The sequence below is a fragment of the Knoellia altitudinis genome, from assembly GCF_042666355.1.
Lineage (GTDB): Bacteria > Actinomycetota > Actinomycetes > Actinomycetales > Dermatophilaceae > Knoellia > Knoellia altitudinis.
In genome coordinates this window covers 126145-151472 of record NZ_JBHTDK010000001.1, presented here as the reverse complement: position 1 = coordinate 151472, position 25328 = coordinate 126145, and the positions used below count along the sequence as shown (strand labels likewise).

Annotated in this window: 18 protein-coding genes and 1 pseudogene; 15 read left to right on the top strand and 4 right to left on the bottom strand. The window is 70.4% G+C overall.

The window, feature by feature from the left end; all coding sequences use genetic code 11:
* The first annotated feature begins 3 nt into the window (after positions 1-3).
* Complete coding sequence (locus ACFQW8_RS00735; protein WP_380085059.1) at positions 4-1011, top strand: nitronate monooxygenase; 1008 nt, start codon at positions 4-6, stop codon at positions 1009-1011.
* A gap of 132 nt (positions 1012-1143) precedes the next feature.
* Here the strand turns inward: ACFQW8_RS00735 and ACFQW8_RS00730 are convergent, their stop codons facing one another.
* Positions 1144-2049, bottom strand: a complete 906-nt coding sequence (locus ACFQW8_RS00730) for an RNase H family protein (RefSeq protein ID WP_380085058.1) — start codon at positions 2047-2049, stop codon at positions 1144-1146.
* A 35-nt stretch (positions 2050-2084) separates the two neighbouring features.
* Between ACFQW8_RS00730 and ACFQW8_RS00725 the strand changes: the two genes are divergently transcribed.
* From ACFQW8_RS00725 to ggt, 9 genes and pseudogenes are all read left to right on the top strand, one after another.
* Positions 2085-2543, top strand: a complete 459-nt coding sequence (locus tag ACFQW8_RS00725) for a GNAT family N-acetyltransferase (RefSeq protein WP_380085057.1) — start codon at positions 2085-2087, stop codon at positions 2541-2543.
* 225 nt (positions 2544-2768) lie between these two features.
* Positions 2769-3773, top strand: a pseudogene (gene recA / locus ACFQW8_RS00720) (recombinase RecA); the annotation flags it as partial.
* 201 nt (positions 3774-3974) lie between these two features.
* Positions 3975-4565 (top strand): regulatory protein RecX, encoded by a 591-nt coding sequence (locus ACFQW8_RS00715; RefSeq protein ID WP_380085056.1) that lies wholly within the window; start codon positions 3975-3977, stop codon positions 4563-4565.
* A 135-nt stretch (positions 4566-4700) separates the two neighbouring features.
* A complete protein-coding gene (locus ACFQW8_RS00710) occupies positions 4701-5630 on the top strand; it encodes a homocysteine S-methyltransferase family protein (RefSeq protein ID WP_380085055.1) in 930 nt (309 codons plus the stop codon).
* A 39-nt stretch (positions 5631-5669) separates the two neighbouring features.
* Positions 5670-7187, top strand: a complete 1518-nt coding sequence (gene miaB, locus ACFQW8_RS00705) for a tRNA (N6-isopentenyl adenosine(37)-C2)-methylthiotransferase MiaB (RefSeq protein ID WP_380085054.1) — start codon at positions 5670-5672, stop codon at positions 7185-7187.
* A 124-nt stretch (positions 7188-7311) separates the two neighbouring features.
* A complete protein-coding gene (def, locus tag ACFQW8_RS00700) occupies positions 7312-7983 on the top strand; it encodes a peptide deformylase (protein WP_380085053.1) in 672 nt (223 codons plus the stop codon).
* Complete coding sequence (gene miaA, locus ACFQW8_RS00695; RefSeq protein WP_380085052.1) at positions 7973-8902, top strand: tRNA (adenosine(37)-N6)-dimethylallyltransferase MiaA; 930 nt, start codon at positions 7973-7975, stop codon at positions 8900-8902. The genes def and miaA overlap by 11 nt, the downstream gene beginning before the upstream one ends.
* Positions 8895-9797, top strand: coding sequence for a diaminopimelate epimerase (gene dapF / locus ACFQW8_RS00690; protein WP_380085051.1), 903 nt, complete (start codon positions 8895-8897; stop codon positions 9795-9797). Before miaA ends, dapF begins: the two co-directional genes overlap by 8 nt.
* Before the next feature lie 244 nt (positions 9798-10041).
* Positions 10042-11871 carry a gamma-glutamyltransferase gene (gene ggt / locus ACFQW8_RS00685; protein WP_380085050.1) on the top strand — a complete coding sequence of 610 codons (1830 nt, stop codon included), beginning with the start codon at positions 10042-10044 and terminating at the stop codon, positions 11869-11871.
* Between the two features lie 60 nt (positions 11872-11931).
* Here ggt and ACFQW8_RS00680 read toward each other — a convergent pair whose 3' ends face one another.
* Positions 11932-12555: a class I SAM-dependent methyltransferase gene (locus ACFQW8_RS00680; protein WP_380085049.1), complete on the bottom strand. Its 624-nt coding sequence runs from the start codon at positions 12553-12555 to the stop codon at positions 11932-11934.
* Positions 12556-12576: 21 nt separating this feature from the next.
* Here ACFQW8_RS00680 and hflX point away from each other — a divergent pair, with 21 nt between their 5' ends.
* Both hflX and ACFQW8_RS00670 read left to right on the top strand, forming a co-directional pair.
* Entirely contained in the window at positions 12577-14058 is a 1482-nt protein-coding gene (hflX, locus tag ACFQW8_RS00675) for a GTPase HflX (RefSeq protein WP_380085048.1), read from the top strand.
* Positions 14059-14094: 36 nt separating this feature from the next.
* Complete coding sequence (locus ACFQW8_RS00670; protein WP_380085047.1) at positions 14095-15162, top strand: GNAT family N-acetyltransferase; 1068 nt, start codon at positions 14095-14097, stop codon at positions 15160-15162.
* 172 nt (positions 15163-15334) lie between these two features.
* Here the strand turns inward: ACFQW8_RS00670 and ACFQW8_RS00665 are convergent, their stop codons facing one another.
* On the bottom strand, positions 15335-16621 hold the full coding sequence (locus tag ACFQW8_RS00665; protein WP_380085046.1) for an alpha/beta fold hydrolase: 1287 nt from the start codon (positions 16619-16621) through the stop codon (positions 15335-15337).
* A gap of 72 nt (positions 16622-16693) precedes the next feature.
* The gene (locus ACFQW8_RS00660) at positions 16694-19288 is read right to left on the bottom strand and encodes a DEAD/DEAH box helicase (RefSeq protein ID WP_380085045.1); all 2595 of its coding nucleotides are present in this window, start codon (positions 19286-19288) and stop codon (positions 16694-16696) included.
* Positions 19289-19326: 38 nt separating this feature from the next.
* Here ACFQW8_RS00660 and ACFQW8_RS00655 point away from each other — a divergent pair, with 38 nt between their 5' ends.
* The 3 genes from ACFQW8_RS00655 to ACFQW8_RS00645 all read left to right on the top strand — a co-directional run bounded on the left by ACFQW8_RS00655 (position 19327) and on the right by ACFQW8_RS00645 (position 25328).
* The gene (locus ACFQW8_RS00655) at positions 19327-22047 is read left to right on the top strand and encodes an MGH1-like glycoside hydrolase domain-containing protein (RefSeq protein ID WP_380085044.1); all 2721 of its coding nucleotides are present in this window, start codon (positions 19327-19329) and stop codon (positions 22045-22047) included.
* Positions 22044-22847, top strand: a complete 804-nt coding sequence (locus tag ACFQW8_RS00650) for an SDR family oxidoreductase (RefSeq protein ID WP_380085043.1) — start codon at positions 22044-22046, stop codon at positions 22845-22847. Before ACFQW8_RS00655 ends, ACFQW8_RS00650 begins: the two co-directional genes overlap by 4 nt.
* Positions 22848-23051: 204 nt before the next feature.
* On the top strand, positions 23052-25328 hold the full coding sequence (locus ACFQW8_RS00645; RefSeq protein ID WP_380085042.1) for an ATP-dependent DNA helicase: 2277 nt from the start codon (positions 23052-23054) through the stop codon (positions 25326-25328).

Below are 25328 nucleotides of genomic sequence, written 5' to 3'. Positions count from 1 at the left end.
CCGGTGACCCTCCTCGATCGACGGTTGGTGCTCGCGCCGATGGCGGGAGGGCCGAGCAGCGTCGACCTCGCCGCGGCGGTCACCTCGGCGGGAGGGTTCGCCTTCCTCGCCGGCGCCTACCTCGCACCTGACCGGCTGCGCGACGACATCGTCCTGCTGCGCGCGGCCGTCGGTGGTGCGGCGTTCGGGGTCAACCTCTTTGCCCCCAGCCCCTACGAGCCGGGGAGCGCCGCCCGGGTGCTCGAGTACGCGAACCGGCTCCAGCCACTCGCCGACAAGGCCGGCATCGGCCTCGGCGACGCGATCCACGACGACGACTCCTTCGACGCCAAGATCGAGGTGCTCCTCGCCGAGGGGCCGGCCGTGGTGTCGTTCGCCTTCGCCTGGCCACCCGCTCACGTCGTCGACCGCCTGCGAGGGGCGGGGATCGAGGTGTGGGTCACCGTCAACGACGCGAGCGAGACGGCCTGGGCCGACGAGCTCGGCGTCGACGGCATCGTGGCGCAGGGCTGGGAGGCCGGTGGGCACCGTGGCGGCCCGGTCGACAGCGGCCACCACCAGGCCCCCACCCGCATGCTCCTGCAGAGCATCCGGTCACTGACCTCCCTGCCGGTCATCGCGTCCGGGGGTGTCGCCGACCCGGCACACCTCGCCGGGCTCCTCGCTGCGGGCGCCCACGCCGTCGCCTGCGGGACGGCCTTCCTCCGTGCCGACGAGGCAGGCACGGTCGAGGTGCACCGTCACGAGCTGACCCGGCGTGCTGACACGGTCGTCACGCGGGCCTTCACGGGGCGCAGCGCCAGGGCCCTGGTCACCTCGTGGACCGAGGTCTTCACCGAGGTCGCACCCGCGGCCTACCCCCAGGTCCACCACCTCACGGCGCCCCTACGCGCACACGGCAAGGCGACCGGCCAGCCCGACCTCGTGCACCTGTGGGCCGGGACCGGGCACCGCAGCGCGCGGCAGGGCCCGGCGAGCGAGATCGTCGCGCACCTGCAGTCACGCGTCTGAGCCTCGTCCCTCAACCCCGCCCCCCGCCGCATCATCGGGTCACCCGATAATGGCCAGCTCGACCCGAGGTGGCACCTCGGGTCAGGCGGCACAAAGTCGGGTTGAGCTGCGGCGCACTTCGGAAGGCCCGGTTCAGCCCTCGGGCGTGCCCTGGTGGAACAGCTGCTGCCAGTGGCCGCTGGTCCGGACCCAGAGGGAGGACCGCAGGGTCGTCTCCGTGTCGCGCACCGCCCGCCAGGTGAGGAGCAGCGTGTCGGGACCGACCGGCATACAGGCGATGACGTCCAAAGTGACCGGCTCCGCGAGGGGAGCGATCTCGTCGAGGATCTCGTCGCGTGTCCAGAGGCGGCCCGAGCGGCCGATCTCGGACCACTGCGGGTGGAGGAGTGCGGCGACGGCGGCGCTGTCGGAGCGGGTGTCGTCCTCGAGGAGCTGGCGTTCGAGGGCGATGACGTGCTCGGCATCCGAGAGCACCGGGGCGTCGGCCAGCTCCGAGAAGAGGTCCGGCTCGGGTGCCCGAGGCGCCGCCGAGGGAGCGGCTGCCGGGTCGGAGCGCTCGGGCGCGGCGGTGCCCCGTCCGGACCACCCGGGGCCGGGGTCGGGAACCCTGCCCTTCTGGTATGCCGTCGCGGCACCGTTCGCGAGGCGGTCCGCCTCCTCGTTGAGCGCATGGCCGGAGTGGCCCTTGATCCACTCGAAGCGCACGTCGCGACCGGCCATCGCGCGATCGAGCGCCTGCATGATCTCGACGTTCATGACGGGCTTGCCGTCGCCCTTCTTCCAGCCCTTGCGCTTCCAGCCGGGCATCCACTGGGTGATCGACTTGATGACATAGGTGCTGTCGCAGTAGATGACGAGCTCGTCGTCCACGCCGGCGGTCTGCTCGAGCAGGTCGAGGACGGCCGTCAGCTCACCCTGGTTGTTGGTGCCGTGCGGCCAACCGCCACAGGCCCAGTGGTCCTCGTCGACGAACCAGCCCCACCCCGCGGGTCCCGGATTGCCGAGGGCCGAGCCGTCTGCTGCCGCGATGATCGTCACGGCGCAGGAGTCTGCCAGTTGCCTAGGCTGGCGGCGTGGACCAGTTCCCCGTGCAGATCCGCCGCCAGCGTTTCGCCGACCTCGACCCGGTCGTGGCCTACCGGCTCTGGGCGCTGCGCTCCGAGGTGTTCGTCGTCGAGCAGGGTGCGGCCTATCTCGACCTCGACGGCGGTGACACGGAGTCAGGGACGTGGCACCTCTGGTGCGCCGACGACGCCGGTATGCCGGTCGCCACCCTGAGGGTGCTCGACGACGATGGTGGGTGGCGCGTCGGTCGGGTGGCGACCGCTCGGTCGGCTCGGGGCCGCGGTCTGGCGGCCGCGATGATGCGAGAGGTGGTCGCGACGGCGTCGGACCGCACGATCGTCCTGGACGCGCAGACGCAGCTGAGGGACTGGTATGCCGCGTTCGGCTTCGTCGTGACCGGCGCCGAGTACGCGGACGAGGACGGCATCCCGCACGTGCCGATGCGTCGCGAGGCGGGAAGCAGCTGACCTCGCGGCGTGTCGTGGACGCGCCTCCCCACGTCGAACACGTGTTCGTCTACTGTTTGTCCACAGGTCGCCGGACCGGCAGCATCTGTCCACAGCTTCACGGCAGCTGCAGACGGTTGTCGGTGCGACGACCTAGCGTCTGACCCGAGATCGCGACGAGACCGACCGCGAGACGGGTCGCCGGCGGACGCGCACATCGAACGACACAGGAAGAGCAGGTGCGACATGGCAGCAGCAGCCGTCAGGAACGCGAATGACCGCGACAAGTCCCTCGGCATGGTCCTCGGCCAGATCGAGAAGCAGCACGGCAAGGGCGCGATCATGCGTCTGGGCGACGACGTGCGGGCCCCGATCGAGGTCATCCCCACCGGGTCGATCGCGCTCGACGTGGCCCTCGGCATCGGCGGGCTCCCACGCGGCCGTGTCGTCGAGATCTACGGCCCCGAGAGCTCGGGCAAGACCACGGTCGCCCTCCACGCGGTGGCCAGCGCCCAGCGCGCGGGTGGCATCGCGGCGTTCATCGATGCCGAGCACGCCCTCGACCCCGAGTACGCCGCGAAGCTCGGTGTCGACACCGACAACCTGCTTGTGTCGCAGCCCGACACGGGGGAGCAGGCGCTCGAGATCGCCGACATGCTCATCCGGTCCGGTGCGCTCGACATCATCGTCATCGACTCCGTCGCGGCTCTCGTGCCGCGAGCCGAGATCGAGGGTGAGATGGGTGACAGCCACGTCGGTCTCCAGGCCCGCCTCATGAGCCAGGCACTGCGCAAGATCACCGGTGCGCTCAGCAACACCGGGACGACGGCGATCTTCATCAACCAGCTCCGCGAGAAGATCGGCGTCATGTTCGGTTCGCCCGAGACGACGACCGGTGGCAAGGCGCTCAAGTTCTACGCCTCGGTCCGCCTCGACGTGCGCCGCATCGAGACCCTCAAGGACGGCACCGACCCGGTCGGCAACCGCACCCGCATCAAGGTCGTCAAGAACAAGGTCGCCCCGCCCTTCAAGCAGGCCGAGTTCGACATCCTCTACGGGCAGGGCATCTCCCGCGAGGGTGGCCTCATCGACATGGGGGTCGAGCACGGCTTCGTCCGCAAGGCCGGCGCCTGGTACACCTACGAGGGCGACCAGCTCGGCCAGGGCAAGGAGAACGCGCGCACCTTCCTCAAGGACAACCCGGACCTCTCCGACGAGCTCGAGAAGAAGATCAAGCAGAAGCTCGGCATCGGCCCACAGGTCGACACGCCGCTCGAAGTGGTCCCCGAGGTGCCGGTCGACTTCTGAGTCGCCGCGCGCACCTGATCGCCTCGAACCGGTTCTGTCACCGTGGGATTCGCTGACTCGGACGCACCTCCGCCCCCGTGGGTGGAGGTGCGTCCTCCCGCGCCCGGCCCTGCACCCACGGGAGACCCGTCTCCCGTGCGCGAGGTGGCTCGCGCGCTGGAGGCCCAGCTCACGGCGAGGTCGGCCGCCGCCGCGAAACGGGGGAAGATCACTGCTCCACCGCCGCCTGACGTTGCTGTCGAGGGCGTCGAGCCGGATGCCCATGACGTGGCGCGCCAGATCGTGCTGCGACAGCTGACCAATGCCCCGAAGTCCCGCGCCCAGCTCGAGCAGGCCTTGGCCAAGCGGGACTGCGACCCGGCGGTGGCGGCGGCCGTGCTCGATCGCCTGGAAGGGGTCGGCCTCGTCGACGACGAGGCCTATGCCGGCATGCTCGTCAGATCCCAGCAGGCCGGTCGGGGGCTCGCGCGGCGGGCCCTGGCCCAGACGCTGCGACAGAAGGGCGTCGCCGACGACGTGGCCGAGTCCGTCCTGGACGAGGTCGACCCCGCAGCCGAGGAGGAGCGGGCCCGCGAGCTCGTCGAGAAGCGGTTGCGACGACTCCACGGCCTCGATGCGGTGGTGCAGCAACGCAGGCTGGCCGGCATGCTCGCGCGCAAGGGGTACCCGTCCGACGTGTCCATGCGAGTGATCCGAGACGCCACCGCCGTCACACCTGAGCACCAGCGCGACTGACCCAGTCGGGCTCTGGCGCCCGCTCCGCACATGGGCAACGGTGGAGGTCCGGTGCGCGGGAAGGGCGGTGCGGTGATGTCCGACGTGGCACGCAGGGTAGCCCCCGCTGATCGGCTGACCACCCGACCTCGATGGGTGACCGACGGTGGTCTCGAGACCGACCTCATCTTCCACCACGGGGTGGATCTGCCGGGCTTCGCCGCCTACCCGCTGCTCGACAACGCCGAGGGTCGCGCGCTGCTCGCGAGCTACTACACCGGCTTCTCCCGGGTGGCCAGCCGAGCGGGCGCCGGACTCCTGCTCGAGACGCCCACCTGGCGGGCCAGTCCCGACTGGGTGCGTGTGCTCGGCGGGTCACGCAGTGATGTCCGCCGGATCAACCTCGAGAGCGTGCTGTTCCTGGCCGGTCTCGCTGAGATCCTCGTCGACGACGGGGTCGCTCCGGGTGGCGCCGAGGGCTACGACGGCAGCGGGCACGGGCCGGACGTCCGGGTCTGCGGGGTGCTAGGGCCTCGTGGCGACGGCTACGTGCCGGGAGATCTCACCAGTGCCGAGGAGTTCGGTGACTACCACAGCGCCCAGATCGCGGCGTTCGCCGAGAGCGGCGCGGCGCGGGTCACGGCCTACACGCTGACGACGGTCGCGGAGGCGGTTGGCGTGGTGCTGGCGGCCCGGGCCGCGGGGGTCGCGGTCGCGGTCTCGTTCACGGTGGAGACCGACGGGAGACTGCCTGACGGGACGCCCCTCGGAGAGGCCGTCGAGTCCTTGCGGCAGCAGGCCGCGCCGGACGGACTCCTCCTCAACTGCGCCCACCCGAGCCACATCGCGGCGGCGCTGACGGTCGACGACAGCTGGACCGCACACATCACCGGTCTGCGCGTCAACGCCTCACGTCAGTCGCACGCCGAGCTCGACAACGCGACCGGGCTCGATGAGGGGGACATACCCGAACTCGTGCGGGACCACGCGCAGCTCGCTGCCCGCCTGCCCCGACTCGACATCGTCGGGGGGTGTTGCGGCACCGACGTCAGGCACGTGGCCGCCCTGTGGGGCGTCGAGGCGTGACGTGTTCCGGGCTGGGGGAGCACGTACCCTTGGGGGGCGATGAGTGAGCTGAAGACCTACGACGTGCGCACGCACGGCTGCCAGATGAACGTCCACGACTCGGAGCGCCTGGCGGGCCTCCTCGAGACAGCGGGCTATGTCGACGTCGCCAGTGTCGGGCTGGACGAGCGGCCCGAAGCGGCCGACGTCGTCGTCTTCAACACGTGCGCGGTGCGTGAGAACGCGGACAACAAGCTGTACGGCAACCTCGGCCAGCTGCGTCAGGCCAAGAAGCTCAGCCCCGACATGCAGATCGCCGTCGGTGGCTGCATGGCGCAGAAGGATCGGGCCACCATCGTCCAGCGGGCGCCCTGGGTCGACGTCGTCTTCGGGACCCACAACATCGGCAGCCTCCCAGCCCTGCTGGACCGGGCGCGCCACAACAAGCGCGCCGAGGTCGAGATCCTCGAGTCCCTCGAGCGCTTCCCCTCGACGCTCCCGACCCGACGAGACTCCGCGTATGCCGCGTGGGTCTCGATCTCGGTCGGGTGCAACAACACGTGCACGTTCTGCATCGTGCCGAGCCTGCGCGGCAAGGAGGCCGACCGGCGACCCGGCGAGATCCTCGCCGAGGTTCAGGCCCTCGTCGACCAGGGCGTCGTCGAGGTGACGCTGCTCGGCCAGAACGTCAACACCTATGGCGTCGAGTTCGGCGACCGGCTCGCGTTCGGCAAGCTGCTGCGGGCGTGCGGGGAGATCGACGGCCTGGAGCGGGTCCGCTTCACCAGCCCCCACCCGGCGGCCTTCACCGACGACGTCATCACGGCCATGGCTGAGACGCCCAACGTCATGCCGAGCCTGCACATGCCGCTGCAGTCCGGCTCCGACAAGGTCCTCAGGGACATGCGGCGCTCCTACCGCAGCGCGAAGTTCCTCGGGATCATCGACCGCGTCCGGCAGCAGATCCCGGACGCCGCGATCACGACCGACATCATCGTGGGCTTCCCTGGTGAGACGGAGGCTGACTTCTCCGAGACCCTCCGCGTCGTCGAGCAGTCGAGGTTCTCGAGCGCCTTCACCTTCCAGTACTCCATCCGCGCTGGCACGCCTGCCGCCACGATGGACGACCAGGTCCCCAAGGCCGTGGTGCAGGAACGGTTCGAGCGGCTCGTCCGGCTGCAGGACGAGATGTCGTGGTCCGAGAACCGAGCCGTCGAGGGCCGCACCGTCGAGGTCCTCGTCGCGCCGTCGGAGGGCCGCAAGGACAGCCAGACAGCACGCATGAGTGGGCGCGCCCGCGACAACCGGCTCGTCCACTTCTCGATCCCCAGCGGGGGCGAGGTCCCGCGTCCCGGCGACGTGGTGAGTGTCGACGTCACCTACGGAGCGCCGCACCACCTCGTCGCCGATGGTGCCCTGCACGGCGGGACGTATGCCGTGCGCCGCACCGCCGGTGGCAACGCCTGGGCGGCCCTGCAGGACGCACCCGTCCCTGGCAAGCCGGGGGTCAGCCTCGGGATGCCGTCGATCGGGAAGCCGGCGACCGCGCCGGCGAGCGTGCCCGCCTGCGGCACCTGACCGGCATACCGGGCATGTCCCGCACGGATGGAGAGGGCCGCAGCCGGGGTCGGACCAGCCGGGGGAGTTTGGCAGGCCGGGCCGTGGGTCGGATCACCACCTCACGGTTTGCGACAATGACTGCATGACGATCCGCGCCATCACCATCACGGGCGAGCCGGTGCTCCACCGGCGCGCCGAACCCGTCGAGGTCATCGACGACGCCATCCGCGAGCTCGTGGCCGACATGTTCGAGACGATGGACGCCGCGCGCGGTGTCGGCCTGGCCGCGCCGCAGGTCGGGGTGGGTCTGCGGATCTTCACCTGGCAGATGGACAACCACGACGGCGTCCCGCCGCGAGGGGTCGTCATCAACCCGTTCGTCACGGCGAGCAAGCCGGTGGCCGGCGACCCCAGCCCGAGCGACGAGTCCGAGGGCTGCCTCTCCGTGCCCGGTGAGTCGTTCCCGCTGCGCCGTGGCGAGACGGCCACGCTCACCGGTCTCGACCTCGACGGCAACGAGGTCTCGTATGCCGCGACGGGCTGGTTCGCGCGCATGTTCCAGCACGAGTACGACCACCTCAACGGCTTCCTCTATGTCGACCGGCTCCAGGGCAAGTGGGCTCGCAAAGCCAAGAAGGCGGTCCGGGCCAACGAGTGGGGGACGCCGGGGCTGACCTGGATGCCGGGCCGGGACCGCGACCCCTTCGGCCACGACGACGTGGACGATGAGGACACAGCCGAGTTCGACAACTACGCCGAAGGCGGTGGGCACGCGGAGGACCACGCCCGGTCCGAGGACGAAGTTGCCCGCTGACGACCCGCTCGTCATCGCGGTCGTCGGCCCGACGGCCAGCGGCAAGTCGGAGCTCGCCCTGCGGATCGCCGAGAGCGTGGGTGGTGAGGTCGTCAGTGCCGATGCCATGCAGCTCTATCGCGGCATGGACATCGGCACGGCCAAGCTCCCCGTCAGCGAGCGACGTGGAGTGCCGCACCACCAGATCGACGTCCTCGAGGTCATGGACGATGCGACCATCGCGCGCTACCAGCGCGAGGCGCGGCAGTCGATCGACGACATCCGCGGCCGCGGGCTGCACCCCGTCGTCGCGGGTGGATCCGGGCTCTATGTCCGCGCGGCGCTCGACCACCTCGAGATCCCGCCCACCGACCCGGACGTGCGGGCCCGCCTCGAGGCAGAGGCTGACGATCGGGGCACCGCGGCGACGTATGCCGCGTTGTCCGAGCGCGACCCTGCTGCGGCCCGGTCGATCGGTCGCCACAACGTGCGGCGGCTCGTCCGCGCCTTGGAGGTCATCGAGCTCACCGGTCGACCGTTCAGCGCATCGATGCCCGATCGACGTCACCTGCATCCGACCGTGATGGTCGGCCTGCGCCCGCCACGGGAGCTGCTCGACGAGCGCATCGTGGCGCGGGTCGCACACATGTGGGCCTCTGGTCTCATCGACGAGGTCAAAGGCCTTGTGCCACAGGGGATTCGCGAAGGTCGCACGGCTTCTCGGGCTCTGGGGTATGCGCAGGCGTTGGCCGAGATCGACGGCACGATGACCGAGACTGCAGCCCGGGACGAGACCGCCCAGCTGACTCGCCGCTACGCGCGCCGCCAGGAGTCGTGGTTCCGACCCGACCCGCGGATCGACTGGTTCGACCCGAGCACCACGACCGGCGTCGATGATGCCGTGGCGCACGTCGAGCGGGCCATCGCCGACAATGGCTGACATGACCGCGCAGCGTTTCACCAAGGGGCATGGCACCGAGAACGACTTCGTGCTGCTGCCCGACGTCGACGGGCGCCTTGACCTCGACGCCGACCTGGTGCGTCGGCTGGCCGACCGGCGGGCGGGCATCGGCGGTGACGGTGTCATCCGCGTCGTCCCGACCGCCTCGTCGACCGAGAAGGCCGTGCGGGCCCAGGCCGACCGGGCCCCGTGGTTCATGGACTACCGCAACGCGGACGGCTCGGTCGCGGAGATGTGCGGCAACGGCACACGGGTCTTCGCGGCATACCTGCGCCGTGAGGGTCTGGTGAGGGCCGACGAGTTCGAGATCGCGACCCGCGGCGGCACCAAGGGCATCCGCTTCGAGGGCAGGGGCGAGAGCGCGACGATCGCCACCAACATGGGGCCCTGGCGCTTCCTCGACTCCACCAAGGCTGAGGCCGACGGGTTCGACTCCATGGTGCTGCTGCGCGACCGGCCGCTGGCTGAGGACCCGTGGTCGGCTCTCTCCGTCGACCTGGGCAACCCCCACACGGTCGTGGCCCTGCCCGAGTCCGTCGACCTGGCCACGCTCGACCTGTTCCACGCTCCCGAGGTGCGGCCGGTCCCAACCCACGGCACCAACATCGAGTTCGTCCGCGTCATCGGATCCGCGCACATCGCCATGCGCGTCCACGAGCGTGGCGTCGGCGAGACCCGCTCCTGCGGCACCGGCGTGTGCGCGGCAGCCCTCGCCACGAGCTTCTGGTCCGGCCACTCCGAGCCCACCCAGGACTGGACGGTCGACGTGCCGGGCGGCCGCCTCCGGGTACGAGGGCTGCCCGACCACGAGGTCGAGCTCGCGGGCCCCGCAGCCCTGGTCGCCGACGGCACCGTGGACCTCTCCGCCCTCTGACCCGCGACCTAGCGAAGCGCATGCCTGCGTGTGCGTTCGACCGCAGGGCGTAGCGCGCCACTCAAGCGGAGGCGCACCCACCGGGGATATGGCGCGCGTAGCCCGAAGGGAGACTGAGCGCACGCAGGTATGCGCGAGCGGGGCCCTGCGGTCGAACGCACGCACGGCCATGATCAGGGTCGGCGATGGCGTGGTCGTGGAGACTCCGGGTGCGGTACTCGCGAGTCAGTCGTAGCGTCGACGCATGAAAACTCCCACGACTGTCCTCGCTCTCGTTGCTGCAGGTGGTGTGGTGGCCGCACTTGCCGGCCCGGCCACTGCAGCGCCAAACCCGACCCGAGGTGGGCCACCACCCGTCGGGCATGAGATCCCCAAGGTTCCGGTGATGACGGGCGGTGGGGGAGCGGTCGCCTCTGTCGACCCCATCGCCTCGCAGGTCGGGATCGACATCCTCGAGAAGGGCGGCACTGCTGCGGATGCTGCGGTGGCCACGGCGGCGGCGATCGCGACGGTCGAGCCCTACTCGTCGGGCATCGGTGGTGGAGGGTTCTTCGTGCACTACGACGGGCAGAGCAAGAAGGTGACCACGCTGGACGGTCGGGAGACGGCGCCGGCGACGTTCCACGAGAAGGTCTTCCTCAACCCTGACGGAACGCCGATGGACTTCAACACGGTCGTGAACTCCGGCCTCTCCGTGGGTGCCCCAGGCACGGCGGCCACGTGGGACGTGGCCCTCAAGACGTACGGGTCGATGTCCCTCAACCAGATCCTCAAGCCGGCCGAGGAGATCGCCCGCAAGGGGTTCGTCGTCGACCAGACCTTCCACCAGGACACGCTCGACAACGCCAAGCGGTTCTCGATGTTCCCGGCGACGGCGCAGATCTACCTGCCGGGAGGCGCGCCCGTCCCGGTCGGGGGCGTGCAGCGCAACCCCGACCTCGCCAAGGCCTACCGCGAGCTGCGCACCCACGGCATCGCCTCGCTCCACACCGGACGCATGGGAGCGGCCATCGTCGAGGAGGTCCAGGACCCGACGACGGCGCCGGGGGTGACGGTCCCCAAGGGGCAGCTCACGGCAGCCGACCTCGCGGCATACAAGGTCAGGCCAAAGGCTCCGACGCACTCCGAGCACAAGGGTTTCGACGTCTACGGCATGGACACCCCGAGCAGCGGTGGCATCGCGGTCTCCGAGATCCTCAACCTGCTCGAGTCGTTCGAGGAGCGGACGGGAAGGCAGGTCAAGGACCTGTCCGAGGCGGAGTACCTCCACTGGTTCAGCGAGGCCTCGGCGATGGCGTTCGCCGACCGCAACCGCTACGTCGGCGACGTCCCCGGCGTCCCGACCGCTGAGCTCACCTCGCAGGAGTTCGCCGACGAGCGCTCCTGCCTCTTCGACCCCGAGAAGGCGCAGGCGCGGCCCGTGCCGTTCGGCTCACCCGACGGCAGCTACGCCGGGGAGTGCGCAGGCTCCGGCACGTCGCTGCTGCCCGGTGACGGTGGTTCCACGACCTCGCTCACCGTCGCCGACAAGTGGGGCGACGTCGTCACCTACACGCTGACCATCGAGCAGTACGGCGGCTCCGGCATCGTCGTCCCGGGCTGGGGCTTCCTGCTCAACAACGAGCTCACCGACTTCAACTTCGCACCGACGACGCCCGGCGTCCCGGACCCCAACCTCCCGGGCGCGGGCAAGCGGCCCCGCAGCTCGATGAGCCCGTCGATCGTCCTCAAGGACGGCCGGCCCTACCTCACCGCCGGCAGCCCCGGTGGCGCAACGATCATCACCACGGTGGCGCAGATCATCGCCGGGGTCGTGGACCGTGGCCTCAGTGTGGGTGACGCCGTCGCTGCCCCGCGCCTCTCCTCACGCAACGGTGCGGAGGAGGCCGAGCGGGCCATCTTCGCCACCGAGATCGGCGCCGAGCTGAGGTCCAAGGGTCACGTGCTGCGCGACCGTCCGGTCATCGGCAACGGCACGGCCATCCGCAGCCTGTCGCCGTCGCTGTGGACGGCCGCTGCCGAGCCCACGCGCCGCGGTGGCGGCTCGGCCATGGTGGTCGACCCGCAGAACTGAGAACCCGCCGCCTCGTGTGTATGAGAACACGCTCTGGCGTGCTTTCATACACACGAGGCATCAGGCGTGGTCGACGCGCAGGACGCGGAAGCCCTTGTTCGACGCAAAGCGGGCACACGGCATACGCAGGTCCGACTCGATCCAGCGCTGCAGGCTGTCGGAGCCGAGGTTCCGCTGCACGACGAGGTAGGCCGTCCCACGGGGTGCCAGGCTCGGCAGCCACCGCCGAAGCAGGTCATGCAGCGCTGCCTTGCCGATGCGGATCGGCGGGTTGGACCAGATGAGGTCGTATGCCGCGTCGCTGCCGACCTCGTCCGGCGTCGCCGCACGGACGTGGTCGAGTCCCAGGGCGGCCGCGTTGCGGTTGGTCAGCTCGACGCTGCGCTCGTTGACGTCGACGCCGAGCACCTCCGCGTGCTCCGAGAGCAGCCCGAGGGTGAGGGCGATCGGACCCCAGCCGCAACCAAGGTCGAGGAACCGACCGGAGGGCGGGGGATCGGGCGCCTCGTCGAGGAGGACGGCCGTGCCCTTGTCGAGCCCACCGGGGCTGAAGATGCCGGGCGCGACCTCGACGGTGAGCGTCCGGCCGGCGAGGCTGACGGTGAGCGGGCGGCGCTCGTCCGGGCTCGCAGGGGAGGCGGTGAAGTAGTGGTCCCCCGAATCCGTTGGCCCCGAGTCGGTCATAGATGAGACCCTAGACGCAACATGACTGCGAGACATCACCTCTTCACGGGCCAGGCCGACGCCCTCTCCGACGATGCTTTCGACGAAGACGGGTTCTTGGTCGAGGGCGACAGCGACGAGGCCGCACCCTCTGCCCTCTATGACGGAGACCAGCTCGAGCGCGAGGAGCGCGCGGCCCTGCGCCGCGTCGCGGGCCTCTCCACCGAGCTCGAGGACATCAGCGAGGTCGAGTACCGCCAGCTGCGGCTCGAGCGCGTCGTCCTCGCCAGCGTCTGGTCCGAGGGGACCCTGCTCGAAGCCGAGAACTCCATGCGCGAGCTCGCGGCGCTCGCCGAGACCGCCGGGGCCGAGGTGCTCGAGGGGGTCATGCAACGCCGCCAGAAGCCCGACACGGCGACCTACCTCGGCAAGGGCAAGGCCGAGGAGCTGCGTGAGATCGTCATCGCCGAGGGTGCCGACACCGTCATCTGCGACAGCGAGCTCGCGCCCAGCCAGCGGCGCGCCCTCGAGGACGTCGTCAAGGTCAAGGTCATCGACCGCACCGCCCTGATCCTCGACATCTTCGCCCAGCACGCCAAGAGTCGTGAGGGCAAGGCCCAGGTCGAGCTCGCCCAGCTCCAGTACCTCCTGCCACGTCTGCGTGGTTGGGGTGAGTCCATGTCCCGCCAGGCCGGTGGACAGGCCGCCGGCGGCCAGGGCATGGGCTCGCGTGGACCGGGTGAGACCAAGATCGAGCTCGACCGTCGACGCATCAACACCCGCGTCGCCAAGCTCAAGCGCGACATCGCAGGGATGAAGACCCACCGCGACACCAAGCGTGGAAGCCGCCGAGCCAACGCCATCCCCAGCGTCGCGATCGCCGGCTACACCAACGCGGGCAAGTCCTCGATCCTCAACCGGCTCACCGGTGCCGGCGTCCTCGTGCAGAACCAGCTCTTCGCCACCCTCGACCCGACGGTGCGTCGCAGCGAGACGCCCGACGGTCGCGAGTTCACGTTCACCGACACGGTCGGCTTCGTGCGGCAGCTGCCGCACCAGCTGGTCGAGGCCTTCCGCTCCACGCTCGAGGAGGTGGCCGAGTCCGACCTGCTGCTCCACGTCGTCGACGGCTCGCACCCCGACCCCGAGGGCCAGATCTCCGCGGTACGCGCGGTGCTCGCCGACGTCGACGCGACCGACGTGAAGGAAGTCATCGTCGTGAACAAGGCCGACATCGCCGACACCGAGGTGATCGACCGGCTGCTGCGCCAGGAGAAGCACGTCATCGTCGTCTCGGCGCGCACCGGCGAGGGCATGGACGCCCTGCGCGCGCTCATCGCCGACGAGCTGCCGCAACCCGACATCAGTGTCGACGTCCTCGTGCCCTACGACCGGGGCGACCTCGTCAGCCGTCTTCACGAGGAGGGCGAGGTCCTCGCCAGCGAGCACGTGGGCGAGGGAACGCACGTCACCGCGCGGGTGAACGCCGACCTCGCAGCAGAGCTCACGGCATACCGCGCCTGAGTGCTTGTTGCGAACTCCTTGCAATAAGATGTGCGTATGCCGCCCGCTCCTGTCGTCGAGACCGCTCGCCTGACGCTGCGCCCCCCTGTCGCAGGTGACCGCGACGCCTGGGTGGCGCTGCATCGGGACCCGCGGACCTACTGGCACGCCCCGCACGCGATGGCGGAGAGCGACGAGGCTGCCGAGGAGTTCTTCGAGGCGACCCGCCAGCACTGGGACGACCGCGGGTTCGGGGTCTGGGTGGCGAGCTCTCATGGGTCCGGCGACGTCGTCGGAGTGTGTGGGCTCAGGGAGGTCGACCGAGACGCGCACTTCCTCAACCTCTACTACCGGCTCGGCTTCGAGCACCAGGGCCACGGGCTCGGCAAGGAGATGTCCCGCACCTCCGCCGCCCACGCGGTCGAGTTCCTGCCCCGGTTGTCCGTGCGAGCCCTGGTCAAGGAGGTCAACACCCCGTCGGTGCGGACCGCCCTCGGCGCGGGCCTCGAGCGGGTGGGGACGCGAGTGCTCCACGACGACCTGCCGGACGAACCGCCGTCGACCGTCTTCGAGGCGCCGAGCGCCGAGGCCGTGGGTTCGTTCGACGAGGCCACCCGCGAGCAGATCCTCGACCTGTGGGTGCGCACCAACGACGCCGGGGGAGCGGTGGGCTTCACAGCGGGAGCGTCCCGCGCGGACGTCGACGCCCGCCTGTCCGCGGCCGAGAGCGAGATGGAGTCCGGGATGAGGGTCGCCGTGGTCCAACGCTCAGCAGCCGACGAGCGCGTCCTGGGTCTGGCGTTCCTGTCCGAGGGCCCGAATCCCCTTCTTTCGCACACCCGTTGGGTCTACACCGTCATGACCGACCCCGCAGCCCGTGGTCGCAACCTCGGCCGCCTCCTCATGGCCGGGACCCACCGCGTGGCCCGCAAACTCGGTGTCGAGATCCTCTCGCTCGGCGTGCGCAGCGGCACCGGTACATCGCGCTTCTACGAAGCCTGCGGCTACCACGAGAGCGGCCGGGTGCTGGGCGCCATCCGCGTCGCCCCGGGCGACGAGCGCGACGACATCACCATGACCCGCCGTCTGGACGACCGCGTGCTGCGCCCCGACCCCCGCAACTAACGAGCGGGGACAGGGCTGGGAGCGAACGGAACACTGCCGATTCGCCGCTGGCTGGGCCTGGCGGGAGCCCGAAGGGCGCCCAGCGCCCGAGGGCGGATGGGACTGCGGCGAATCGGCAGTGGTCCGTGAGCGGGGCCAGCGGCGAATCGGCATTGCTGCGGTCGCTCCGGGATCAGAGGCGGCCGGCGTTCATGGCGAGGAGCCGGTCGAGGACGTCCGCGCTCTGACGGAGGCCGTCGTGCTCGAACTCGTTGGTGACCCACGTGCGCAGCCCGCGGACGCGCCGCGCTGTCTCGAGACTGTGCTCGCGCACGACGTACATGTCGTCGTGATAGATCGCGGCGGCGACGGGCACGTCGTTGGCGGCGAGGGCCTCGAGGTCATAGAGCGCCGGCCAGTCGGTGCGCTCGGCGAGGAGGTCGGCGGCGTCGGCGAGGTCGGCGAGGGCCGGGTCCTGGCGGAGCTGGAAGGGATAGGTCATCTCCCCGGTGAGCAGGGGCTCATCCAGCTGCGGGTCGAAGTCCGGGCGTTCACGTCGGACCCGGTCTGCCGCCCACCGTGTCGCCTCTCCCTGCCCGTAGCTCGGCTCGTGCATGACGGGGAACAGCGGGCGGGTGGCGTAGGAGACGACGGCATGGACCCCGGCGAGGAAGGTTTCGGAGAGGACCGGGGTGTCGCTGCCCGGGACGAACGCCTCGTCGAGGAGGTAGTGCAGGGGATCGAAGCCGCTCGTCGCGCCGAGCTCGACCCCGATGGTGAGGAAGCGCTCGGGGGAGAGCTGCTCGCCGGTCGGCAGGCGCACGTCATGGGTGCGCAGGTGCTGCACCACGGCCGTGACCCGGTCGCGGTCCTGCGGGAAGGTGTCGAAGAACCTGGCGTTCTTCTCGGCCACCCGGTCGTAGCTGATGCGGTAGACCTCCTCAGCCGGCGCCGTCAGGGGAGGGAGCCCACCGGTGATGGCGACCGATGCAAGGAACTCTGGTGCCTGCGACAGGTAGGTGAGGGCGCAGAAGCCGCCGTAGCTCTGGCCGAGGACGTGCCAGGCCGACTCCTCGCCTACGAGCTCGCGTCGCAGGACCTCGGCGTCCGCGACGATCGAGTCGGCCCGGAAGTGGGCGAGGTGCTCCGCCTGGAGCTCGGGCCAGCCGACCCGGGGAAGGGTCTGGCGCGTGATCGGGGCCGAGCGACCGGTGCCGCGCTGGTCCAGCAGGAGCACCCGGTGGTCCTTCAGGGCGCGGGTCAGCCACGACGCCGGGCTGGCCGGGCGTGGACCCTTGCCTCCCGGACCTCCCTGCAGGAACAGCAGCCACGGCTGGTCGAGACCGGTCCGCTCGGCTGCGACGACCTCGCGCGCGAAGACGGAGATCGTGGCGCCGTCCGGCTCGTCGTGCGCCAGGGCCACTCGGACCTCGTGGTCGGTGACGGTCATGCCTGCGTGACGGAATCGGCTGATCTGCATCTGCGTCTCCAAGCGGCTCTCAGGCTCGGTGGTCAGGTGCTGGTGGGCATGGGGCTCGGTCGTGGCCGGGTCTCAGAGGCGACGAAGGGCCGTGGCGGTCATGACGAGCTCGCCAGCCGCGTCGCTGGCATCGAGGTCGGCGACGGCCTCGATGACCCATTCCCGGTCGTCGGCGGGGTCGGCGAGGACCTGGCGGACCCGCCAGATGCGGTGCTCCTCGTCGTCCTCCAGCCCCGGGACCTCGGCCTTGTCCGGCTCGATCTGGAGGAGCTGTGGGCTTCGCGCATCACCGTCCAGGCCGATCGACCCGTGCTCGTCCCAGTAGGCAGCGAGCGACTGGTCCCAGGCGGCATACGTCATCACTGCACTTCGGCCGTCCTCCGGAACGGCAGCGGCGGCCGACTCCAGCAGGGCCAACGCGTTGACGTCGTCGCGGTCAGCCAGCTCGACCCTGCGCCACATGGCCTGTCGAACCATCGCTCGGAAGGCCCTCTCGTTGGCGGTGATCGGACGCGGAGGCGGCGGGGCCTCGCCATGGGTCGCAGCGGCGTTGCGCACGGACTCGGGATCGGTGAGCGCGGCCCATTCGTCGATGAGCGAGGAGTCGGTCTGGCGGATGGTCTCGCCGAGCCACTCGATGAGGGTGTCGAGCTCCTCGCCGCGGTGCGCCTCTGGGACCGTCTGGCGCAGCGTCCGGTAGGCGTCGGACAGGTAGCGCAGCACCACTCCCTCGGAGCGGGTCAGCCCGTAGCGGCGGATGAGGTCACCGAAGCTCATGGCCTGTTCCCACATCTCACGGACGATGCTCTTGGGGTCGAGCGCCTCGTCCGGGAGCCAGGGGTGCGTCTGTCGGTAGGTCTCGTAGGCCGGCTCCAGCAGCTCCAGGAGCGGGCGCGGCCAGGTGATCTCCTCGACGATCGCGGTCCGCTCGTCGTAGTCGACCCCCTCGGACTTGAGCTCGGCGATGCGTTCGCCGCGGGCGCTCCACTGCTGGGCCCGCAGCACGGGCCGCGGTGAGTCGAGCACGGACTCGACGACCGACACGACGTCGAGGGCGTGGGTGGGGGATTCGGCGTCGAGGAGGTCCAGCACGGCAAGGGCGAAGTGGGCCAACGGCTGGTTGAGGGCGAAGTCGGCGGGCAGGTCGACGGTGAGCTCGACCGTGCGGCCGTCGGCTGCAGGCTCCGGCAGTCGTACGACGACGCCGGAGTCGAGCAGGGAGCGACCCAGCCGGATGGCCCGGCGGGCCAGCCGCGCCTGACCGGGGAGGCTCTCGTGGTTGTCGCGCACGAGCCGGCTCAGGGCCGCGACCGGGTCCCCGGGGCGAGCCATGAGCGCGAGGATCATCGAGTTGTCGATGCGCATCTTGGAGGTGAGGGCCTCGGGCTCGCTCGACACCAGCTTGTCGAAGGTCTGCTCGGTCCACACGATCGAGCCCTCGGGCGGCTTGCGGCGCTGGACCTTGCGCAGCTTCTTGGGGTCGTCACCGGCCTTGGCGATGTTGCGCTCGTTCTCGATGATGTGGGGTGGTGCCTGGACGACGACCGAGCCGCTCGTGTCGTAGCCGGCGCGTCCCGCCCGGCCGGCGATCTGGTGGAACTCGCGGGAGCGGAAGACGCGGTCGCGCTGTCCGTCGAACTTGGCGAGCCCGGTGAAGAGCACCGTCCTGATCGGCACGTTGATGCCGACGCCCAGGGTGTCCGTCCCGGCGATGACCTTGAGCAGGCCGGCCTGCGCGAGCTGCTCGACGATGCGCCGGTAGCGGGGGAGGAGTCCGGCATGGTGCACACCGATCCCCTTGCGCAGCAACGCCGAGAGCGTCTTGCCGAAGCCTGCCGCGAAGCGCACCGGCGCCAGTCGCTCGGCGATCGCGAGCTTCTCCTCCGAGGTGAGCAGCTTCAACGTGGTCAACGATGCTGCGTGCTCGGCGGCCAGCTGCTGTGTCGGGTGCACCACGTAGACCGGCGCCTGGTGCGTCGTGACGATCTCCTCGACCATCTCGGGGAGGGGGGTGAGCGACCAGGTGAAGGACAGCGGCACCGGTCGCTCGGCTGTCGTCACGACCGCGACCTCCCGGCCGGTGCGCCGCACCAGGTCCTCGCGGATCTGCGTCATCTCGCCGAGCGTCGCCGACATGAGGAGGAACTGCGCCTGCGGCAGCTCGAGCAGCGGCACCTGCCAGGCCCAGCCGCGCTGTCCGTCGGCGTAGTAGTGGAACTCGTCCATGACGACGAGCCCGACATCAGCCAAGCCGCCCTCTCGCAAAGCGATGTTGGCGAGCACCTCGGCCGTGCAGCAGATGATGGGGGCGTCCGCGTTGACCGCCGCGTCACCGGTCAGCAGACCGACGTTCTCAGCGCCGAACACGTCGCACAGCGCGAAGAACTTCTCGTTGACCAGGGCCTTGATGGGCGCGGTGTAGAAACTGACGCGGTCACCCGACAGGGCTGCGAAGTGCGCGGCCACGCCCACGAGCGACTTGCCGGAACCGGTCGGCGTCGCCAGCACGACGTGCCGCCCGGACACGACCTCGATCACGGCCTCGTCCTGGTGCGGATAGAGCGCGATCCCGGACTCGACCGCCCAGTCCGAGAACACGGCATACAGCTCGTCGGCATCCGTCGTGACGGAGGACAGGGCGCGCTCGGCCAACGGGTGCGAAGTCATTGCGTTCATTCTCGCAGCCCCGTGCCAAGGTGGGCTCCATGACGTCTGTCGAGCCCGAGGGGCGACCCCGGACCGAGGAGCACCGGCGACTCGACGCCTCACCGCAGGACGGAGACGCCTGGCGGGCCTGGGGTCCCTACGTCTCCGGGCGCCAGTGGGGGACCGTGCGTGAGGACTACTCCGCCGACGGTGACGCGTGGTCGTTCTTCCCGTTCGACCACGCCCACGCCCGCGCCTACCGCTGGGGTGAGGACGGCATCGCCGGGCTCTGCGACCGCTACGGGTTCCTCAACCTCGCGATCGCGATGTGGAACGGGCAGGACGACAGGCTCAAGGAGCGCTACTTCGGCCTGACCAACGGCGAGGGCAACCACGGCGAGGACGCCAAGGAGTACTGGTGGCACCTCGACGCCACGCCCACCCACAGCTGGGCACAACACCTCTACCGCTACCCACAGGCCGCCTTTCCGTATGCCGCGTTGCGCGAGGGTGGGGTGGCGCGGGGACGCGACGTCCCCGAGCTCCAGCTCGTCGACACCGGTGTGCTCGCGGAGGACCGGTTCTTCGACGTGGTCACGACGCATGCCAAGGCCGCGGCGGGGGACGTCTGCATCACCTACGAGGCGACGAACCACGGACCCGAGGCGGCACCGCTCGATCTCATACCTCAGCTGTGGTTCCGCAACACCTGGGCCTGGGGGCGTGACGACCGCAAGCCGGTCATCGAGGTCCTCCCGGAAGCTCCCGCCGACACCGTCGTCTTGCGAGCCACGCACGGCCACATCGGCGTCATCCACGTCCTCGCGCAGGGCTCGCCCGAGGTCCTGGTCTGCGACAACGAGACCAACGTGCCGGAGGTCTTCGGCGACGGCGAGAGCCTAGGCAGACACCCCAAGAACGCCATCGACCGCGCCGTCGTGGACGGCGATCCGAGCCTGCTCGCCACCGACGGTCGTGGGACCAAGGTCGCCCTGCGCTACCGCTTCGACGCCGTCGCGCCCGGCGAGACGGTGAGGGTGCGACTACGGCTGCACGACGACGCGTGGGTCGAGGGTGCGTCTGACGCTCCGCCGCTCGAAGGGGCGTTCGGCCAGGGCTTCGACGACGTCCTCAGCGCCCGCCGCAGGGACGCCGATGCGTTCTACGGGTCCGTCATCCCGGAGCACACCGGCGACGAGGAGCGGCTCGTGGCCCGCCGCGCCTTCGCCGGGCTCAACTGGGGCAAACAGCTCTACCGCTACGACGTGCGCGAGTGGCTCGAGGGCGATCCGGCCGGCCCGCAACCGCCGGCCTCGCGCCGGGCCCGCGAGCCCCATGGCCGCAACACGTCGTGGTCCCACCTGGCGCTCGCCGACGTCATCTCGATGCCCGACGAGTGGGAGTACCCCTGGTTCGCCTGCTGGGACCTCGCCTTCCACACCGTCGCGATCGCCCACATGGACCCGGCCTTCGCCAAGAACCAGCTCCTCCTCATGTGTCGGGAGTGGAGCCAGCACCCGAACGGCCAGCTCCCGGCATACGAATGGCAGTTCGGTGACGTCAACCCGCCCGTGCACGCCTGGGCGGCGTGGCACGTCTACGTCCTCGACGGTTGCCGGGACCGCGGCTTCCTCGTGCGGGTCTTCACCAAGCTCCTCTTCAACTTCTCGTGGTGGCTCAACCGCAAGGACTCCGACGGCTCCAACCTCTTCGAGGGCGGCTTCCTCGGCATGGACAACATCAGCGTCTTCGACAGGTCTCGTGAGGTCCCCGACGGGTGGCGGCTCGAGCAGTCCGATGCGACGAGCTGGATGGCGTTCACCTGTCTGCAGATGCTGCGGATCGCGCTCGAGCTGAGTCGCCTCGACCGCGACTGGGACGGTCTGGCGACGACGTTCCTCGAGCACTTCTTCTCGATCGCCGAGGCGATGGAGACGTTCGGGACGCAGGGCATCTCGCTGTGGGACGAGACCGACGAGTTCTTCTACGACGTCCTCGTCGACGAGGAGGGCAACGGGTCCCCGGTCCGGGTCCGCTCGCTCGTCGGACTGCTCCCGCTCATCGCCGTCGCCAACGTCCCGGCGTGGGCGTTCTCGGAGCTGACCGACTTCACCTCACGCCTGCGGTGGCTGCAGGAGCGGCGCCCCGACCTCACCGACTCGCTCCTGCACAGCCAGGACGGCGACGTCGTCCACAACAGCCTGACCCCGGTCGTGCGGTCACGACTGGAGGCGATCCTGCGTCGGCTCTTCGACGAGGACGAGTTCCTGGCGCCGCACGGCATACGTTCGCTGTCGGCCGCCTATCGGGGCGGGACCGACCTCGAGGTGGGTGGGACGAGCGTGCACATCCAGTACGACCCCGGTGAGTCCTCGACCGGCATGTTCGGCGGCAACTCCAACTGGCGAGGACCCATCTGGTTCCCGACCAACGTCCTCATCCTCGACGCGCTGCTGGTCCTCGCGGAGGGGGCCGGCGGGGACGTCGAGGTCGAGTTCCCGACCGGCTCGGCTCACTCGATCGCGCTGGCGGAGGCGGCAATCGGCATCCGCGAGCGACTCATCTCGCTCTTCCTGCCCGGCGGGGACGGCCGGCGTCCGGGCACCCCGCGCGAGCACCCGGCCGGTCCGCTCTGGGACGGACACCCGACCTTCAGCGAGCACTTCAACGGCGACACCGGCGTCGGCCTCGGCGCCTCGCACCAGACCGGGTGGACCGCGCTCGTGGCCCACCTCATCTGCACGACCCCTGACACCCTGCGCGAGGAGATCGAGACATGAGCCCGACCGACAAGCAGGACACCACGCCGACGCCGCAGAGGCCGCTCGAGGGCAAGGTCGTCATCGTCACCGGCGGCAACAGCGGCATCGGCGAGGGCATCGTGCGCGAGGCAGCCGCGCAGGGCGCGAAGGTCGTCATCGACTACGTGTCGCACCCCGAGGCGACGGACGCGATCGTCACGGACATCGAGGCCGCCGGGGGAGAGGCCGTCGGCTGCGAGGCCGACGTCTCCAAGGTCGCCGACCTCGAGAGGCTCGTCGCGACGGCCGTCGACACCTACGGGCGCCTCGACGTCATGGTCAACAACGCCGGTGTCGAGTTCGGCGAGACGCTGGCCACCCTCACCGAGGAGAGGTACGACCTCCTCATGAGCATCAACCTCAAAGGTGCGGTCTTCGGCTCGAAGCTCGCCGCCGAGCAGATGCGCCGGCAGGGGGACGGCGGCGTCATCATCAACATCACCTCGACCCACGAGGACTGGCCCATGCCGAGCGACCTCGCCTACTGCATCTCCAAGGGTGGCATGCGGATGCTGACCCGCACCACGGGTGTCGAGCTCGGCGCCGACCGGATCCGCGTGGTCGGTGTCGGACCGGGCGCGATCAACACCTCGATCAACGACGACGACACCCCCGCCGAGACCAAGGCGCTCACGGGCGCGATCCCGCTGTCCTACATCGGTTCACCCCAGGAGATGGGCCGGGTCGTCTGCTTTGCCGCGAGCGAGGCGGCGTCCTACGTCACGGCGACGACGATCATCGCCGACGGCGGACTCATGCAGAAGCCCGGCGCCGTCTGACCCCCAACCCGTCCCGTCCCGAGCTCGCCCAAGAGGACGCTTGCGGACATTCCGCCGTCAACGTCCCCAACCGTCCTACTGGGTGAGAAGGGGACAGACACGCCGGTATGCCGTCGGCTCGCGTCCCTGGACCGGTCACCGCCGTCCGACTCGCCTGTGGATGGACGGCGCAGGGGTGTCCGCCCGTCGGCATAGGCTGTCTCGGTGCCGACCCTCGACGACCTCCTCGCCGCAGCGGTCAGCGGTCTCAAGGGCAGCGAGCGCCCCGGGCAGGTGAGCATGGCCAAGGCCGTCGCGCACGCCGTCGACACCGGTGAGCACCTCCTCGTGCAGGCCGGCACCGGCACCGGCAAGTCCCTCGCCTACCTCGTCCCCGCGGTGCAGCACGCCATCGACGCCGGCAAGCCTGCCGTTGTCGCCACGGCGACCCTCGCGCTCCAGGCACAGATCGTGGACCGGGACATGCCCCGGGTGGCCGACTCGCTGGAGCCGCTCCTGGGCCGGCGACCGACCTACGCGATCGTCAAGGGCCGGCGTAACTATCTCTGCGCCCACAAGCTCGAGGGCGGCTTCCCCGACGACGAGGAGGGCCTCTTCGGCGTCGGCGACGTCGACCAGCAGGCCGGGCGCCTCGGCAAGGAGGTCGTCCGGCTGCGGGAGTGGGCCGACGAGACCGAGTCCGGCGACCGGGACGAGCTCGTGCCCGGGGTCTCCGAGCGGGCCTGGCGCCAGGTGTCGGTCAGCGCGCACGAGTGCCTCGGCAGCAAGTGCCCGATGGTCGCCGAGTGCTTCGTCGAGCGCTCGCGAGAGGCGGCCAAGGGTGTCGACGTCATCGTCACCAACCACTCGTTCATGGCGATCGACGCGTTCGAGGGACGGCAGATGCTCCCCGAGCACGACGTCCTCGTCATCGACGAGGCTCACGAGCTCGTCGACCGCGTCACCGCGACGATCACCGACGAGGTCACACCGGCCATGGTCCGCAACGCGGCGAAGCGCGCCGGCAGGCAGGCGGACTCCAGCGAGCTGGTCGATGACGCAGGGACGTTCCTCGAGTCGGTCCTCGACGAGATCCCCGAAGGGCGACTCTCCGGCATACCCGACAACCTCGGACTCGCCCTGGCGCGCCTGCGTGACACCACACGTCAGGTGCAGACCGAGCTCAAGCCGCCTCCCGGCCAGGAGGTCGACGGCGCCCGCCAGATTGCTCGCGCTGCCATCGACGAGCTCAACGACAACGCGTCGCGGGTGCTCGAGCAGCGCGAGCTCGACGTCGTCTGGGTGAGCAAGGACCCGCGACGCGGGAGTGTCCTGCGCGTCGCGCCCATGAGCGTCGCGATGCTCGTGCGAGACAAGATCTTCGAGGACCGCACCGTCGTGCTCACCTCGGCCACGCTCGAGCTCGGCGGCACCTTCGACGCGGTCGCCGGCACGATCGGCCTCCGTGGCGAGGGCTCGCCGAAGTGGACTGGCCTCGATGTCGGCAGCCCCTTCGACTACCCGCAGCAGGGCATCGCCTACGTCGCCAAGCAGCTGCCGCCGCCGGGGCGCGATGGCGCGGCACCCGAGACGATGGACGAGATCGAGGCGCTCGTGCGCGCTGCCGGCGGCCGCACCCTGGGTCTCTTCTCGTCCATGCGTGCCGCCCGCGCCGCCACTGACGAGATGCGCGAACGGCTCAAGGACCTCAACGGAGAGATCGCCGTGCTCTGCCAGGGCGAGGACCAGATCTCCACCCTCGTGCGGCAGTTCGCCCGCGACCCCCGCACCTGCCTCTTCGGCACCCTCAGTCTCTGGCAGGGCGTCGACGTCCCCGGCTCGTCCTGCCAGCTCGTCATCATCGACCGCATCCCGTTCCCACGCCCCGACGACCCGCTGGCCTCCGCACGCTCGCAGGCGATCGCCCGCATGGGCGGCAACGGCTTCATGGCGGTCAGCGCGACCCACGCCGCGCTGCGCCTGGCGCAGGGCGCCGGTCGCCTCATCCGTCGCGGTGACGATCGCGGTGTCGTCGCCTTCCTCGACTCCCGCATGATGAGTGCCCGGTATGCCGGGTTCCTCCAGCGTTCGCTCCCGCCCTTCTGGCCCACGTCGGACCGTGCCCTGGTGCTCAACGCGTTGAAGCGACTCGACGAGACGGCCCCACCACCGCTCGACGTCGCCGACCCGGCGCTGCGCGGTCTCACCGGCGCGGTCAAGGGCACGGCGATGGGCGACGCGGAGACGAGCGGAGCGGTCGACGCGACCGACACGCGTCCCGTCGCCGTCGCTCCGCCGCCGGCCCCGTCGTCGCGCACGGCAGTGACCCACGGACACCCGTGGACGGAGCAGGAGGACGAGGAGCTGCGTGACGGTGTCGAGCTCGGCCTCAACGTCGAGGAGCTCAGCGAGTCCCTCGAGCTCCCTGCCGACGCCATCGCTGCCCGACTCGAGGGGCTCGGCATCAACGCCGGCTCCGGAGCCACCCTGAGCTTCGACTGA

Bases quoted from the DNA above. Each gene is read 5' to 3' on its own strand.
- def (WP_380085053.1), top strand. From the start codon at position 7,312: ATGACGATCCGCGCCATCACCATCACGGGCGAGCCGGTGCTCCACCGG.
- ACFQW8_RS00660 (WP_380085045.1), bottom strand. From the start codon at position 19,288: ATGACTTCGCACCCGTTGGCCGAGCGCGCCCTGTCCTCCGTCACGACG.
- hflX (WP_380085048.1), top strand. From the start codon at position 12,577: ATGACTGCGAGACATCACCTCTTCACGGGCCAGGCCGACGCCCTCTCC.
- ACFQW8_RS00655 (WP_380085044.1), top strand. From the start codon at position 19,327: ATGACGTCTGTCGAGCCCGAGGGGCGACCCCGGACCGAGGAGCACCGG.
- ACFQW8_RS00670 (WP_380085047.1), top strand. From the start codon at position 14,095: ATGCCGCCCGCTCCTGTCGTCGAGACCGCTCGCCTGACGCTGCGCCCC.
- dapF (WP_380085051.1), top strand. From the start codon at position 8,895: ATGGCTGACATGACCGCGCAGCGTTTCACCAAGGGGCATGGCACCGAG.
- ggt (WP_380085050.1), top strand. From the start codon at position 10,042: ATGAAAACTCCCACGACTGTCCTCGCTCTCGTTGCTGCAGGTGGTGTG.
- miaB (WP_380085054.1), top strand. From the start codon at position 5,670: ATGAGTGAGCTGAAGACCTACGACGTGCGCACGCACGGCTGCCAGATG.
- ACFQW8_RS00680 (WP_380085049.1), bottom strand. From the start codon at position 12,555: ATGACCGACTCGGGGCCAACGGATTCGGGGGACCACTACTTCACCGCC.
- ACFQW8_RS00665 (WP_380085046.1), bottom strand. From the start codon at position 16,621: ATGCAGATCAGCCGATTCCGTCACGCAGGCATGACCGTCACCGACCAC.
- ACFQW8_RS00650 (WP_380085043.1), top strand. From the start codon at position 22,044: ATGAGCCCGACCGACAAGCAGGACACCACGCCGACGCCGCAGAGGCCG.